General features: G+C 42.8%; 12 protein-coding genes. 8 read left to right on the forward strand and 4 right to left on the reverse strand.

Features of this window, described 5'->3' with window-relative positions:
* Positions 1-257: 257 nt before the first annotated feature.
* The 4 genes from glmS to LU293_RS05370 form a co-directional block, all read right to left on the reverse strand.
* Positions 258-2,096: a glutamine--fructose-6-phosphate transaminase (isomerizing) gene (gene glmS / locus LU293_RS05355; protein ID WP_242746067.1), complete on the reverse strand. Its 1,839-nt coding sequence runs from the start codon at positions 2,094-2,096 to the stop codon at positions 258-260.
* A gap of 78 nt (positions 2,097-2,174) precedes the next feature.
* Positions 2,175-3,026 (reverse strand): ABC transporter ATP-binding protein, encoded by an 852-nt coding sequence (locus tag LU293_RS05360; protein ID WP_242746069.1) that lies wholly within the window; start codon positions 3,024-3,026, stop codon positions 2,175-2,177.
* Between the two features lie 61 nt (positions 3,027-3,087).
* Positions 3,088-3,975, reverse strand: coding sequence for a nitrate ABC transporter permease (gene ntrB / locus LU293_RS05365; protein WP_242746072.1), 888 nt, complete (start codon positions 3,973-3,975; stop codon positions 3,088-3,090).
* 84 nt (positions 3,976-4,059) lie between these two features.
* Entirely contained in the window at positions 4,060-5,421 is a 1,362-nt protein-coding gene (locus LU293_RS05370; RefSeq protein ID WP_242746074.1) for a CmpA/NrtA family ABC transporter substrate-binding protein, read from the reverse strand.
* Between the two features lie 257 nt (positions 5,422-5,678).
* Here LU293_RS05370 and LU293_RS05375 point away from each other — a divergent pair, with 257 nt between their 5' ends.
* From LU293_RS05375 to LU293_RS05410, 8 genes are all read left to right on the forward strand, one after another.
* Positions 5,679-7,232: a type I restriction-modification system subunit M gene (locus tag LU293_RS05375; RefSeq protein ID WP_242746075.1), complete on the forward strand. Its 1,554-nt coding sequence runs from the start codon at positions 5,679-5,681 to the stop codon at positions 7,230-7,232.
* Positions 7,233-7,240: 8 nt separating this feature from the next.
* Positions 7,241-8,224: a virulence RhuM family protein gene (locus LU293_RS05380; RefSeq protein ID WP_242746077.1), complete on the forward strand. Its 984-nt coding sequence runs from the start codon at positions 7,241-7,243 to the stop codon at positions 8,222-8,224.
* On the forward strand, positions 8,221-9,324 hold the full coding sequence (locus tag LU293_RS05385) for a restriction endonuclease subunit S (RefSeq protein ID WP_242746079.1): 1,104 nt from the start codon (positions 8,221-8,223) through the stop codon (positions 9,322-9,324). The genes LU293_RS05380 and LU293_RS05385 overlap by 4 nt, the downstream gene beginning before the upstream one ends.
* A gap of 134 nt (positions 9,325-9,458) precedes the next feature.
* Positions 9,459-10,580, forward strand: a complete 1,122-nt coding sequence (locus tag LU293_RS05390; protein ID WP_242746081.1) for a Fic family protein — start codon at positions 9,459-9,461, stop codon at positions 10,578-10,580.
* 28 nt (positions 10,581-10,608) lie between these two features.
* Entirely contained in the window at positions 10,609-13,698 is a 3,090-nt protein-coding gene (locus tag LU293_RS05395) for a type I restriction endonuclease subunit R (RefSeq protein ID WP_242746083.1), read from the forward strand.
* Positions 13,699-13,701: 3 nt separating this feature from the next.
* Positions 13,702-14,175, forward strand: a complete 474-nt coding sequence (locus LU293_RS05400; protein WP_242746086.1) for a DUF3990 domain-containing protein — start codon at positions 13,702-13,704, stop codon at positions 14,173-14,175.
* On the forward strand, positions 14,172-14,423 hold the full coding sequence (locus LU293_RS05405; protein ID WP_242746087.1) for a hypothetical protein: 252 nt from the start codon (positions 14,172-14,174) through the stop codon (positions 14,421-14,423). The genes LU293_RS05400 and LU293_RS05405 overlap by 4 nt, the downstream gene beginning before the upstream one ends.
* A complete protein-coding gene (locus tag LU293_RS05410) occupies positions 14,420-14,620 on the forward strand; it encodes a DUF3791 domain-containing protein (protein WP_242746088.1) in 201 nt (66 codons plus the stop codon). Before LU293_RS05405 ends, LU293_RS05410 begins: the two co-directional genes overlap by 4 nt.
* The last annotated feature ends 9 nt before the right edge of the window (positions 14,621-14,629 follow it).

The following is a 14,629-nucleotide window of genomic DNA, read 5'->3' on the forward strand; positions in this document are numbered from 1 at the left end:
AACTGATGGATTAAAGTTAAATCCTATACCAGTTTTTAATATTTTAAGTTAATTAAGCTTAGCTTAATTAAAACAAAACTTTCATCTTTAATAAAAAGATGAAAGTTTTTTATCGGTGTTATTATATTTTTAAGGATACGCTTGACTTAAAAGACTAAATATAGCCATTTATCACCTGTGCTGCATCCACGTTTATCTTTTGACGTTGTCAAAATAACGCTCGTTAAGCTCTATCTTGCCGATTTAATAAAAGGCGATTACTCAACCGTAACCGACTTTGCCAAATTGCGTGGTTTATCCACGTCAGTGCCACGCACCAAGGCGACATGATAGGATAATAGCTGTACAGCAATGGTATGCACAATCGGTGATAGCACGCCAATGTGGCGTGGCGTGCGAATGATATGCACACCGTCTGTTTCGGTAAAATCGCTGTCTAAGTCGGTTAAGACGAACAGCTCACCGCCCCTTGCCCCAACTTCTTGCATATTGGCTTTGACTTTATCGAGTAGGTTGTCGTTAGGTGCGATGACGACCACAGGCATATTCTCATCAACTAAAGCCAGCGGACCATGTTTAAGCTCACCTGCTGGATAGGCTTCAGCGTGGATGTAGGTTAGCTCTTTAAGCTTTAACGCCCCTTCTAAGGCAATGGGATAATGAATACCACGCCCTAAGAATAAGGCAGATGGCTTGGTGGCAAAGTCTTTTGCCCAAGCAGATAACTGCGGCTCAAGATTTAAGGCGTGCTGAATGCTACCGGGTAATAAGCGTAACTCTTCGGCATAGTTTGTTAGTTGTTCATCGCTGACATGACCACGCAGATGACCTAAGGTAACTGCAAGCCCAAATAAAATCACAAGCTGAGTGGTGAAAGCCTTGGTACTCGCCACGCCAATCTCCGCCCCAGCACGAGTGTAGATGGCAAGCGAGCTACTTCTAGGTAGGGCAGACTCCATGACGTTACAGATAGATAGGCTGTGCTTATGTCCTTGGGCTTGGGCATATTTTAGGGCTTCCATCGTATCTAGGGTTTCGCCTGACTGGCTAATGGTGATGATCAGTTCATTTTCATCACTAATGACATCACGATAGCGGTACTCGCTTGCGATTTCTACATCACAGCGGATTTTAGCGATGGATTCTAGCCAATATTTGCCTGTGAGTGCAGCATAATAAGACGTGCCACAGGCGAGTATCTTAATACTGTTAATTTGACTAAAAATTTGTCTTGCTGTTTCGCCAAAATTCTCTGGAACAAAACCGCCATCTAAAAATATTTCGGCAGTGTCAGCGACGGCTTTTGGTTGTTCGTAAATTTCTTTTTGCATAAAGTGGCTATGCCCGCCAAGCTCAAGCGACGCTAAGGAAAGCTCTGAGATTTTCGTGTTGCGATTGGCAACATTGCCTTGTTTGTCGAGTAAAGTCTCAATGCCGCTTGCACTTAGTAGGGCAATATCGCCATCTTCTAGGTAAGCGACTTTACGAGTAAAAGCAATAACAGCAGATACATCAGATGCGATGAATGTCTCATCATCACCAAACGCCACAAGCAGTGGGCAGCCCATGCGTGCCACGACCATATGGTTAGGGTCGTCTGCACAAATCACCGCAATGGCATAAGCCCCATGAAATCGTAATGACGCTGTCTGTACAGCACGGTATAAATCGCCACCATTTTGGCTGTATTCATGGTGAATGCTGTGAGCGATAACCTCGGTATCAGTCTGGGAGTTAAACTCATAGCCTAAGGCTTGTAAGCGTTCACGCTCTGCCTCAAAATTTTCAATAATGCCGTTATGCACTACCGAAATTAAGCCACCTGAAATGTGCGGGTGGGCGTTCGGCTCAGTAACTCCGCCATGCGTCGCCCATCTGGTGTGTCCGATGCCGATATGACCTGTCAGATTTTTAGCATGGGCAGCCTGTGCCATATTCTGGACACGCCCCACACGGCGAACCCGCTTAATCTCATCGCCGTTATGCACCGCAATCCCTGCTGAGTCATAGCCACGATATTCAAGGCGTGCCAAGCCATCGGTTAAAAAATCCACCACATTGGCATTTTTACGAAGTGCTCCAACAATTCCGCACATAATCGTTCCTAACTTAAAATAAATCCTATTATAACAAAAACATGATAATAATCGCTTAAAATTATATCAACAAACCATTTATAACAAATCCCAACTGTCTTTGGCAGGATAGACCACTTTTGGCGTGGTGGGTTTGTCTTTTTGGGCTTGAAGTTTTTTGCTCCGATGCACCAAAAAATCCAGCAGATGATTGCGAATGCGATAATAGCCCTGCTCGTGATGGATATGCTCACGAGTGCGTGGGCGTGGTAGGGTGTTCACCACAATCTCAGCAAGGGTTGCACAAGGTCCATTACTCATCAAAAAAATCCTATCAGCCAATAAAATCGCTTCATCAATATCATGCGTAATCATAAAGACGGTTTGTTGGGTACGCTCAATGATACCGACCAATTCATCTTGGATATTGCCACGAGTCAAAGCGTCCAATGCCCCAAATGGCTCGTCCATCAGAAGCATTTTTGGCTGTGTGGCAAAAGCCCTTGCGATGCCAACTCGCTGTTTCATGCCACCGGACAGCTCGGACGGCATTTTGTGCATGACGTTTTGTAGTCCGACCAAAGACAGATAATGGTGGATTTTTTCGTCTTTTTCGTGTGCCAAAATGCCCTTAAAGCGTGCGTCAATGGCAAAGCCGATGTTATCAGCGACCGAAAGCCAAGGCAGTAGAGCGTGCGACTGAAATACCACGCCACGGTCAAGACTTGGGGAATTGATTTCCACGCCTTCCATCAAAATCTGTCCGCCTGTTTGTTGTTCTAGTCCTGCTAGGGCGTTTAAGATGGTGGATTTGCCACAGCCTGAATGTCCGATTAGGCAGATAAATTCGTTCTTTTTGATGTCAAAATTGACCCCTTCAAAGACGTTGGGGGCGTTGTCGTTGTAGCGTTTGGATAGATTGTGAACTTCAATTAGGGTTTCGTTTTTCATGTGGTTGTCTTTATGAAATGTGGACTTGGATTAAGTGATGAAATGATGAACCAGATGCCAGTTACTCTGTATAACTCACCTTGTTTTGTAATAATGCAAATACCCAATCAAGTATCCAGCCGACCACGCCGATGAGTAGCACGGCAAAAATCACATTGACGATGGATAGGTTGTTCCATTGATTCCACACAAAATATCCGATGCCTGTACCGCCCACGAGCATCTCAGCGGCGACAATCACAAGCCACGCAATGCCCATAGAGATACGCATACCTGTGATGATGGTGGGGGCAGCGGCAGGCAGGACGATTTTGCGGGCGGTGGTTAATGGGCTAACTTCAAGCGTCTTGGCGACATTTAGCCATTCACGGCGAACATTTGCCACACCAAAGGCGGTATTGGTGAGCATGGGCCAAATGGAGCAGATAAAAATCACAAAAATGCTGGATAAATTAGAGTCTTTTATCGTATAAAGGGCGATGGGCATCCATGCTAGGGGCGAGATGGGTTTGAGTAGCTGTACAAAGGGCGAGACTGCCTTGTTCATGACACGGCTAATCCCGAGTAGATACCCAAGCGGAATGGCGACCATCATCGCCAATACAAACCCTAGCAGCACTCGCATGATGGAATAGCCAAGCTGAATGCCAATGCCTTTATCGTTTAGCCCCTTATCATAAAATGGGTCGGATAAATGCTCGATGGCGGTGGCAGCGAAGCGTTTTGGACTAGGAAATTCGGTCTCGGTGCTTGTGATTATTGCCCCAGCTGGCGTGTGTTCTGGGATATTGCCCATCAGCACTTCATATTCTAAGGCGATGGGGTCGGTGGGGGCGGTGATTGATGTTGGCAAGGTGGATAAGTGCCACACACCAAGTACGCCAAGCACCAATAAGGCAGTGATTAGATATGCTTTGGTTTGGGTGCTAAGTTGATTGAGTTTTATCATAGTCGCTTGATTATTAAGGCTATTATTAAGGCTATTATTGGGGTTTTGATTGCCTTTGGATTAAGATTGGTTGATGGATTAAGGTTAGTTGGCTTTGATGGCAAAGCTACTTACGTATTCATCAGGGTGGTCTGGGTCAAAGGCTTTGCCCATGACGGTGATGGATTTTTCGCCATCAAAAGAGTAGCCCATCGCCTGCATTTGTGTTTTGGCATCGGTCAGCATAAAGACATCATGGGCAAGCTTTTGGTAATTGACATCGCCTTTTAGGTAGCCCCAACGCTTCATTTGCGTGAGCATCCACACCGCCAAAGATTTCCAAGGAATGGCATCAAAACCTGTGCGATTTGGCACATCTTGGATATTGCCCACGCCATCGGCAAATCTGCCTGTCAGGCTTTGGCGAATGACAAGCTCTGGCTGATTGAGATAATTGGCAGGCGAGAGAACTTGGGAGAGTTCACGCTTGGTTTTGGGGTCGTTTGCCAAGACATTCGCCTTTAAAATCGCTCGATACATCGCTAGGAATGATTGCGGATTGTCCTTGATGAAACTTTGAGACGTACCAAAGCTACAACAGGGGTGTCCATTCCAAATCTGCTCGGATAAGGTGTGGATATAGCCTGCCTTATCCCAGACGGCACGTTGATTGAATGGCTCTGGACCAAAGAACCCATCAATATTCCCTGCTTTTAGGTTGGCAATCATATCAGGCGGTGAAGTGAGCCGAAGTTTGACATCTTTGTCAGGATTTAGCCCATGCTCTGCCAAAAAATACCTAAGCAGATAATTGTGCATGGAATGCTCAAAAGGAATGGCGAAGGTCATGCCACGCCAATTCTTGGGATTGCGGTTGTTTTTGTGTTTTAGGGACATGACGAGTGCTTGACCGTTGATGTTTTGGATACAGGCGACTTTCATGTCCTGCTTAGCAGAGCCTAGCCCCAGACTGATGGCAAGTGGCATGGGTGCCAAAAAATGCGTGGCATCAAGCTCACGATTCATCATCTGATCACGCACCAAAGCCCAGCCTGCACGCTTGACCAGACTGACATTCAAGCCTTGTTCGGCGTACAGCCCAAATGGTTCTGCCATGATGAGCGGTGTGGCACAGATGATGGGAATAAAGCCGATGGTCAGCTCTTTTTTCTCAGGGCGTAGGCGGTCGGCAGCCACAGCTTCTTGCAAGGCACCAAGCGGAAAAATACTTGCCACAGCCCCCACCCCAACTGCCTTTAAGAATGCACGGCGAGTCGGCTCGTGCGGAAATAAGGCACGCACAAAAGCAGTCTCAATCAATTGAGCTGCTGCCTGCTCGCTTTGGGAGTTGTGGCTTAGGTTTGGATTAAGACGACTAAAATGGGTACAGTCGGCTTGATTTTGGTGTTGCCCACAGGCACAGCCAACGGGTGAATTGGGGTCGGCAGGGCGAAAAATATGGCTCATGATGGGTGTCTTAATCTAGGATTTGGGTCATAAAAATAAAATCGGTCGCTGTTATTATAATCAACAATCGCAACCGATGACATATGCCAAATGAGAATATGGATATGACATTAAGTATTGGCAATCAAAAAATCATCGTGAAGGTTTGGGGTGCGACAAGATTTATTTGGGTGTGTGCTGATTAATTTTGCCTAAATTGTCAGTAAATCGCTATAATATCGTTTTGTGGATATTTAATTTATTAGGTAGGATTTTTTATGACTTACAAAGAGCAACGAGACGAATTACACCGCCGTATCTGGCAAATCGCTGACGAAGTGCGTGGGGCGGTGGACGGCTGGGATTTTAAGCAATATATCTTGGGGGCGTTGTTTTACCGCTTTATTAGTGAGCATTTTAGTGCGTATATTGAAGCGGGTGATGACAGTGTTAATTATGCCCAATTTGATGACAAAGCCGAAATTTTGGACGCTATTAAAGATGACACCATCAAGACCAAAGGCTATTTTATTTATCCTAGCCAATTATTTGAAAATGTCGCTAAAAACGCCCACACCAATGACAATCTAAACACCGACTTAAAGGCGATTTTTGATGCCATTGAAGCATCAGCCACAGGCTATCCGTCCGAAGACGACATCAAGGGCTTGTTTGCCGATTTTGATACCACCAGTAGCCGATTGGGAAATAACGTCAATGACAAAAATGACCGCCTTGCCAAAGTCCTAAAAGGTGTCGCACAGCTTAATTTTGGGGAATTTAAAGATAATCAGATTGATTTGTTTGGCGATGCTTATGAATTTCTCATCTCAAATTATGCTGCCAATGCGGGCAAATCAGGCGGTGAGTTTTTCACTCCACAGCACGTCTCAAAGCTCATCGCACAGCTTGCCACACACGGTCAAAAACAAGTCAATAAAATCTATGACCCTGCCTGTGGGTCAGGCTCGCTACTATTACAAGCCAAAAAGCAGTTTGATGAACACCTGCTACAAGACGGTTTTTTTGGGCAAGAGATTAACCATACGACTTATAACCTAGCTCGTATGAATATGTTTTTGCACAACATCAATTACGACAAATTTAACATTGCTTTGGGTAATACGCTCATAAATCCTGAATTTGGCGATGATAAGCCTTTTGATGCCATCGTCTCCAATCCGCCTTATTCGGTCAAGTGGATAGGCGATGACGACCCTACGCTCATCAATGACGACCGTTTTGCCCCAGCAGGCGTGCTTGCCCCGAAGTCTAAGGCGGATTTTGCTTTTGTGCTACACGCATTGCATTATCTGTCTGCTCGGGGTCGTGCGGCGATTGTGTGTTTTCCTGGCATATTCTACCGTGGCGGAGCGGAGCAAAAAATTCGTAAATACTTGATTGATAATAACTACGTAGAGACGGTGATTGCCCTTGCACCCAATTTATTTTTTGGCACGAGCATTGCGGTCAATATCTTGGTACTTGCCAAAAACAAGCCTGACACACGCACGCAGTTTATAGATGCCAGTGGTCTATTTAAAAAAGAAACCAATAATAACGCACTCACCGATGAGCATATCGCCCAAATCTTAGCGACTTTTGGCGACAAAACAGACGTAGCACACTTTGCTAAGATGGTAGATAACACCCAAATCGCTGATAATGATTATAATCTGGCGGTAAGTAGTTATGTAGAAGCTCGTGATACCAGAGAAATCATTGATATTGATGTGCTAAATGGGGAAATCCGTGAGACGGTGGCGGTCATTGATAAGCTACGAGTGCAGATTGATGAGATTGTGGGGGAGATTGTGGGGGAGCGTGCATAATGGAGCTTGTGCTATATACAACCGATGACGGTAAGGCTCAATTTGCCTTACAGCAGTTTGATGAACAGCTATGGCTCAATCAAATGCAAATCGCCGAACTCTATCAAACCAGCAAGCAAAATATCAGCAAGCATATCAATGCAATTTTTGCAGAAGGGGAAATTGACCAAAATTCAACTGTCAACTCTAAGTTGATAGTTCAAACCGAAGGTAAAAGACAAATTAAACGCACCGTTAAATACTATTCACTGCCACTCATCATTGCCATAGGCTATCGTGTGCGGTCGGCTCGTGGGACACAGTTTCGCCAGTGGGCAACCGAGCGGTTGCATGAATATGTGGTTAAGGGTTTTACCCTAGATGATGAACGCCTAAAAAACTTAAGCGGTGGCAATTATTTCAAGGAGCTTTTAGGGCGTATTCGTGAGATTCGTTCTAGTGAAAAGGTAATGTATCGGCAAGTGCTTGATTTGTATGCTACGGCGATGGATTACGACCCTAAGAGTGAAACGAGTATTACGTTTTTTAAGATTATCCAAAATAAACTACACTTCGCCGCCCACGGACATACCGCCAGCGAAGTGATTTATTTTCGGGTGGATAGCGATAAGCCTTATGCAGGTTTGACTACGTTTAAGGGTGCTGAGCCAACCCAAGCTGATGCAATGGTTGCAAAAAACTATCTTAATGAACAAGAATTACGAGTGCTTAATAATTTGGTGTCTGCTTATTTTGACTTTGCTGAATTAAATGCCATAGAAGAGCGTCCGATGATGATGGCGGATTATGTGAATGAGCTTGACCGTATTTTACAAAGTACAGGCAGAAAAGTGCTAGATAATGCAGGCACAATCTCACGCAATCAAGCAATAGAAAAAGCAAAGAGTGAGTATAAAAAATACAAAGCAAAAACGCTGTCAGAAGTAGAAAAATCCTACTTACAAACCATTCAAACGCTAAATACACTCGCAAAGCAAAAAGGAAAGGGATGATGAACATCTTAACCGAAATAAAAAATTGTCAAGTAGAATGGCGGACGCTTGGGGAGGTTTGTCAAATCAACAAAGGCAAACAACTCAATAAAACTTTATTGAGCGAATCAGGAAAATACCCTGCATTTAATGGTGGAAAAACACACTCGGGTTGGACTGATAATTATAATGTTGAAGCCAATACCGTTATTATCAGCCAAGGCGGTGCTTCGGCAGGGTTTGTAAATTTTGTTGAAAGTAAATTTTGGGCAAATGCACATTGCTATTATTTGTTGCCTAATTTCTCTGTGGTTGAAAATAGATTTTTATATCATTTTTTAAAATTAAACGAACAATTTTTTATGTCATCGCAACACGGTGCAGGTATTCCAGCACTATCACTATCTAAATTATCCTGTTTTAAAATCCCCCTACCACCCCTACCAATCCAAGAAAAAATTGTAAAAATACTTGACATTTTCACAAAGCTGGAAGCTACGCTGGAAGCTACGCTGGAAGCTGAACTTATTTTGAGAAAAAAGCAATATCATTATTATAGGGATTTATTGCTTGGGTTTGGTGATGATGTGGAGTGGCGGAGTTTGGGGGAAGTGGTTGATTATATTCAACCTAGTAAATACTTGGTTCATTCTACGGATTATCATGATAGCTTTAAAATACCTGTTCTAACAGCGGGCAAGACATTTATTTTGGGCTATACCAATGAAACGGACGGCATTTACCCAGCTTCTGATAATCCTGTGATTATTTTTGATGATTTTACCACTGCAAATAAATGGGTGAATTTTGATTTTAAAGCCAAATCGTCGGCAATGAAAATCATTGTTCAAAAAGATAATCAAGTGTTATTAAGGTATGTGTATCATTGGTTAAATACTTTGCCAGATGAAGAAAGTACAGACCATAAACGCCAATGGATTAGTAATTTTTCCAAAAAACCAATCCCAATCCCACCCCTATCCACCCAAACCCAAATTGTCGCCATCTTGGATAAATTTGATACGCTGACCAATTCCATAACAGACGGTCTGCCAAAAGAGATAGAATTGCGGCGTAAGCAGTATGAATATTATCGGGAGTTGTTGCTCGGGTTTTGGTAATGGACATATGTTATCATAGATAAGCCGTTTGCTTATCAAATTTTACCATTTTTGATAAGCAAACTTGCTAGTTGCTCACGCATGAGCAACTACACACTTTGTTAATCAAAATTTGCAAAATATGAGTAGCTAGAATGAATGCTTTGGACTTAACGCACGCCATAACTTATCATTATGATAAATTCCCACCAAAAAACATAGACTTAACCAAGATAATGAATGCCCTACTTGGGGCGACATCTGCTATTGCTCGTTATGACCAAATGCTCAAAAATATGCACAATAGCGAGATTTTGCTTGCTCCGTTGCGTAATCAAGAGGCAGTAATCTCGTCACGTATGGAGGGTACAATTAGCACGATGGATGAGCTTTTGCAGTATGAGGCGGATTTTGCAGATGGCGAGATGTCGCATACAGTGCGTTCTGATGTTGTAGAAACGGTGTTGTATCAACGTACACTAAAAAATGCCCAACAAGCAATGAGCGATGGCTATCCTTTGTCCAAATCTTTATTAAAAACCATGCATGAGCAATTATTATCTTTTGGGCGTGGGGCGGATAAATTTCCAGGGCAATTTAAAAAAGAACAAAATTATTTGGCGGATACCATTAGCCGAAATATTTTATTTATTCCCATCAGCCCCGAGCGATTGGACGAAGGATTGGATTTGTTATTTGATTATATTCATCACGATAATAGCCCAATTTTATTAAAAACAGCTGTAACGCATTTGGAATTTGAGGCATTACACCCTTTTGCAGATGGTAATGGGCGTATTGGTAGAATGCTCATCACGCTACTTTTGTGGTCAAGTCAAACCATATCGGCACCACATTTTTATATTAGTGGTTATCTAGAAGAAAATAAAGACCGTTATATTGATTTAATGCGTTCGGTATCTAATCATGACGAATGGGAAGAATGGGTAGTTTTCTTTTTAAATGCTATTGAAAAACAGTCCATCAAGAATTTAGAAATTGCTGAAAATATCCGTCATTTGTATGAAGAAATGAAACCAAGATTTAGTGATGTCTTATCTAGCAAATATGCCTTAGAAATGTTAGATTTTGTGTTTACTTATCCTGTATTTCGTAATAATAATATCCCAAAACAAACAGGCATTTCTGTACCTACGGCAAATCGTTTTACCAAGTTATTAGCTGATGCTGATATTTTGACGATTACCGAAGAGGCTAGCGGTAGAAAATCTACACGTTATTCTTTTGAACCGCTGATGCGTTTGGTTCGTGTATAGTTTAATATATTGACAAGAAGGAATATTTATGACCACCCCCATCGCCCAAACCAATAATTTCATCGTCCTAGATAGCTACGACAAAATAGAGCAATTTGGCAGTTATCAAAAAGAAAGTGAGCTAGAACATGAACTTATCAACGACCTTATCGCCCAAGGTTATGAGCACCGCACTGATTTAAAGACGCAGAACGATTTGCTTGCCAATGTGCGTAGGGAACTTGAATGCTTAAACGATGTTGCCTTTACCGACAGCGAGTGGGGGCGATTTTGTGTAGAATATTTGGATAAGCCATCTGAGAACGTGGTTGATAAAACTCGCAAACTTCACAATGACCACATCAAGGATTTTGTGTTTGATGATGGGCGTATCTATAACATCGCCTTGGTGGATAAGAAAAATATCACTAGGAATAAATTACAAGTCATCAGCCAGTTTAAGCAGACAGGCACGCACGCCAACCGCTATGACGTTACCATTCTGGTCAACGGCATACCGATGGTGCATATTGAGCTTAAAAAGCGTGGCGTATCTATCCGTGAAGCCTTTAATCAGATTCATCGTTATAGTAAAGAGAGCTTTAATAGCGACAGCTCCTTATTTAAATACCTACAAATCTTTGTCATCAGTAACGGCACGGACACCAGATACTTTGCCAATACCACCAAACGAAGCAAAAACAGCTTTGATTTTACGATGAACTGGGCAAGGTCGGATAATACCACCATCAAGGATTTGAAGGATTTTACTGCCACCTTTTTTCAAAAGCACACGCTCCTAAACGTCCTGCTTCGCTACTCGGTGTTTGATGTTAGCGATACGCTTCTTATCATGCGACCGTATCAAATCGCTGCCACCGAGCGGATTTTGTGGAAAATTCACAGCTCTTTTAATGCCAAAAACTGGTCAAATGTGGAGAGTGGCGGTTATATTTGGCACACCACAGGCTCAGGCAAGACTTTGACGAGCTTTAAATCGGCACAGCTTGCCACCGAACTGCCCTTTATTGATCAGGTGTTTTTTGTGGTGGATAGAAAGGATTTGGACTATCAGACCATGAAAGAATATCAAAAGTTTAGCCCTGATAGTGTCAATGGCTCATCTAGTACCAAAGGTTTAAAGGAGAATTTACAAAAAGATGACAACAAAATCATCGTAACCACCATTCAAAAGCTCAACAATCTCATCAAATCCGAGCCAAATCTGCCGATTTATGATAAACAAGTGGTATTTATTTTTGATGAATGCCATCGCTCACAGTTTGGCGAAGCCCAAAAGAATATCCAGCGTAAATTTAAAAAATACTACCAATTTGGTTTTACAGGCACGCCAATTTTTGCCCAAAATGCCTTAACCGCCGACACCACCGCCAGTGTCTTTGGGCGAGAGCTACACTCATATGTCATCACCGATGCCATTCGTGATGAAAAGGTGCTGAAATTTAAGGTGGATTATCACAATGTCAAGCCTGCCTTTAAGGACATAGAGAGCGAGCAGGATTTGGGTAAATTATCCGCCTATGAGACCCGTCAAGCCTTATTGCACCCTGAGCGTATCCGTGAAGTTAGTCGTTATATTTTGGATAATTTTCGCTACAAAACCCGCAGACTAGGAGCGACTGGCAAGGGTTTTAATGCGATGTTTGCGGTGAGCAGTGTGGACGCTGCCAAGCTGTATTATGAAAGCCTAACTGGGCTACAAAAGGACAGTCCCAAGCCATTAACCATCGCCACCATCTTTTCATATACTGCCAACGAAGAGCAGGACGCTGTGGGCGACATCACGGACGAAAGCTTTGAGCCAACCGCCCTTGACAGCACGGCTAGGGAGTTTTTGGATAAGGCGATTGGTGATTATAATGCACGCTTCAAGCAATCTTTTGGCACAGACAGTCAGTCGTTTGAAAATTATTATAAAGACCTAGCCAAACGTGTCAAAAACCAAGAGATTGACCTGCTTATCGTGGTGGGTATGTTTTTGACAGGGTTTGATGCACCGACTTTAAACACGCTGTTTGTGGATAAGAACTTGCGTTATCATGGACTTATCCAAGCCTATTCACGTACCAACCGCATTTATGATGCGACCAAGCCTTTTGGTAATATTGTAACCTTTCGTGATTTGGAAAAAGAGACCGTGGCTGCCATTGAGCTGTTTGGCGACAAAAATACCAAAAACATCATCTTAGAAAAATCCTTTGATGAGTATATGACAGGTCATAGCGTGGACGGTGAAGCAAGGCGGGGCTATTTGGATATTGTGGCAGAGCTTCATGAGCGATTTGCCAATCCTGATAATATCATCAAAGAAAAAGACAAAAAAGACTTCGTCAAGCTATTTAGCGAGTATTTGAAGGTAGAAAATATCCTACAAAACTATGATGAATTTGCAGGACTTACCGCCCTACAAAACGTGGATAAGGACGACACAGAAGCGATAGCCGACATACAACAAAAATACGGTCTTGACGATGAAGATGTTGCCAAGCTACAAGCCATGAGTCTGCCCAGTCCACGACTTATCCAAGATTATCGTTCTACTTATAACGACATCAGAGAGTGGACACGCAATCAAAAAGAGCAAGAAAATGCCGAAAAATCCAAAATTGATTGGAGTGATGTTGTCTTTGAGATTGCCTTATTAAAATCACAAGAGATAAATTTGGATTATATCTTGGAGCTGATTTTTGATAAGCACAAAAGAAATGGTGATAAATCTGCCTTGGTAGACGAGATTCGCCATATCGTGAGAAGTAGCCTTGATAACCGTGCCAAAGAAAGTCTTGTTGTGGATTTTATCAATGCTACCGACCTAGATGCCATGCGTGATAAGGCTCATATTATGGAAGAGTTTTATACATTTGCCAAAGCTGAGCAAGAACGTGAAGCGATGGAGTTGATAGAATCGGAAAATCTAAACCAAGAGCCTGCCATGCGTTATATCCAAGCATCGCTACGCCGTGAGTACGCCACCGACAACGGCACAGAGCTAAACGATGTATTACCCAAGCTTAGCCCCCTAAATCCTAAATACTTAACCCAAAAACAATCAGTATTCGCCAAAATCGTGGCATTTGTGGAGAAGTTTCGTGGGATTGGCGGATTGTTTGGAGAATGATCAATGATAACGCTGTATCATGGTAGCAATGTGGAGGTTGCCACGCCAAAAATTTTATCAAATCTTAGAGCTATGGATTTTGGTAGTGGCTTTTATTTAACGAGTAATTTTCATCAAGCTGAGCGTTGGGCAAGACTTGTTTGCAAAAGACGTGGACAAGGGCAAGCGATAGTAAATATATATGAATTTGATGAAGTAGCCCCCTTGAATATCAAACGATTTTTATCCGCTGACGGTGAATGGCTTGAATTTGTTGTTACCAATCGCAAAGCTTTGGGTATGTTTGATTATGACGTTGTCGTTGGGGCGGTGGCAGATGATGCCACTTTGCCTGTGATAGACGATTATATGGACGGCAGATATACGATAGATGAAGCGGTAAAACGGCTATTGCCACAAAATCTCACCGACCAATACGCCTTTTGCACCCAAACCGCCCTTGACTATTTGACATTTATAAAGAGCCAAATCATATGAATAAAGTTCCAGCCAGAACCTTAGATTTTTTTGACCGCCATGTGGTACAAAATATCGTCCAAAAATATGGTCTTGACGAGCTGACCGCCATTAAGGATTTTATCGGTTCTCAAAGCTATGCCATGCTCCAAGACCCTGAGCTTGAACTGTATAGGCTTAGTCCGCTTATCATCTTTGACATGTGGGAAAGTGAAAAAATCACAGGCGACCCAAGAAATTCGTTATACTTACGAGCAGATGAACTATGAGTAAAGAACACGCCTTTTTTATTTATCTACTAGAACGCTACGCCGAACATAAGGGTAAATCCACCCAAACTGTGCTTGGCGAATGGGAGCGGTTACACTTAACAGAAAACATCGTACAAATGTATGAGCGGTATCATAGCGAACGGCTACAAAATGCCTTTGATGATATTGATGAGATGATAACAAGCAGTAGGTGAGATAATGAA

The organism is Moraxella nasovis (genome assembly GCF_022701215.1).
GTDB lineage: Bacteria > Pseudomonadota > Gammaproteobacteria > Pseudomonadales > Moraxellaceae > Moraxella > Moraxella nasovis.

Bases quoted from the DNA above. Each gene is read 5' to 3' on its own strand.
- LU293_RS05370 (WP_242746074.1), bottom strand. From the start codon at position 5,421: ATGAGCCATATTTTTCGCCCTGCCGACCCCAATTCACCCGTTGGCTGT.
- LU293_RS05375 (WP_242746075.1), top strand. From the start codon at position 5,679: ATGACTTACAAAGAGCAACGAGACGAATTACACCGCCGTATCTGGCAA.
- LU293_RS05385 (WP_242746079.1), top strand. From the start codon at position 8,221: ATGATGAACATCTTAACCGAAATAAAAAATTGTCAAGTAGAATGGCGG.
- ntrB (WP_242746072.1), bottom strand. From the start codon at position 3,975: ATGATAAAACTCAATCAACTTAGCACCCAAACCAAAGCATATCTAATC.
- LU293_RS05360 (WP_242746069.1), bottom strand. From the start codon at position 3,026: ATGAAAAACGAAACCCTAATTGAAGTTCACAATCTATCCAAACGCTAC.
- LU293_RS05400 (WP_242746086.1), top strand. From the start codon at position 13,702: ATGATAACGCTGTATCATGGTAGCAATGTGGAGGTTGCCACGCCAAAA.
- LU293_RS05390 (WP_242746081.1), top strand. From the start codon at position 9,459: ATGAATGCTTTGGACTTAACGCACGCCATAACTTATCATTATGATAAA.
- LU293_RS05395 (WP_242746083.1), top strand. From the start codon at position 10,609: ATGACCACCCCCATCGCCCAAACCAATAATTTCATCGTCCTAGATAGC.
- LU293_RS05405 (WP_242746087.1), top strand. From the start codon at position 14,172: ATGAATAAAGTTCCAGCCAGAACCTTAGATTTTTTTGACCGCCATGTG.
- glmS (WP_242746067.1), bottom strand. From the start codon at position 2,096: ATGTGCGGAATTGTTGGAGCACTTCGTAAAAATGCCAATGTGGTGGAT.
- LU293_RS05410 (WP_242746088.1), top strand. From the start codon at position 14,420: ATGAGTAAAGAACACGCCTTTTTTATTTATCTACTAGAACGCTACGCC.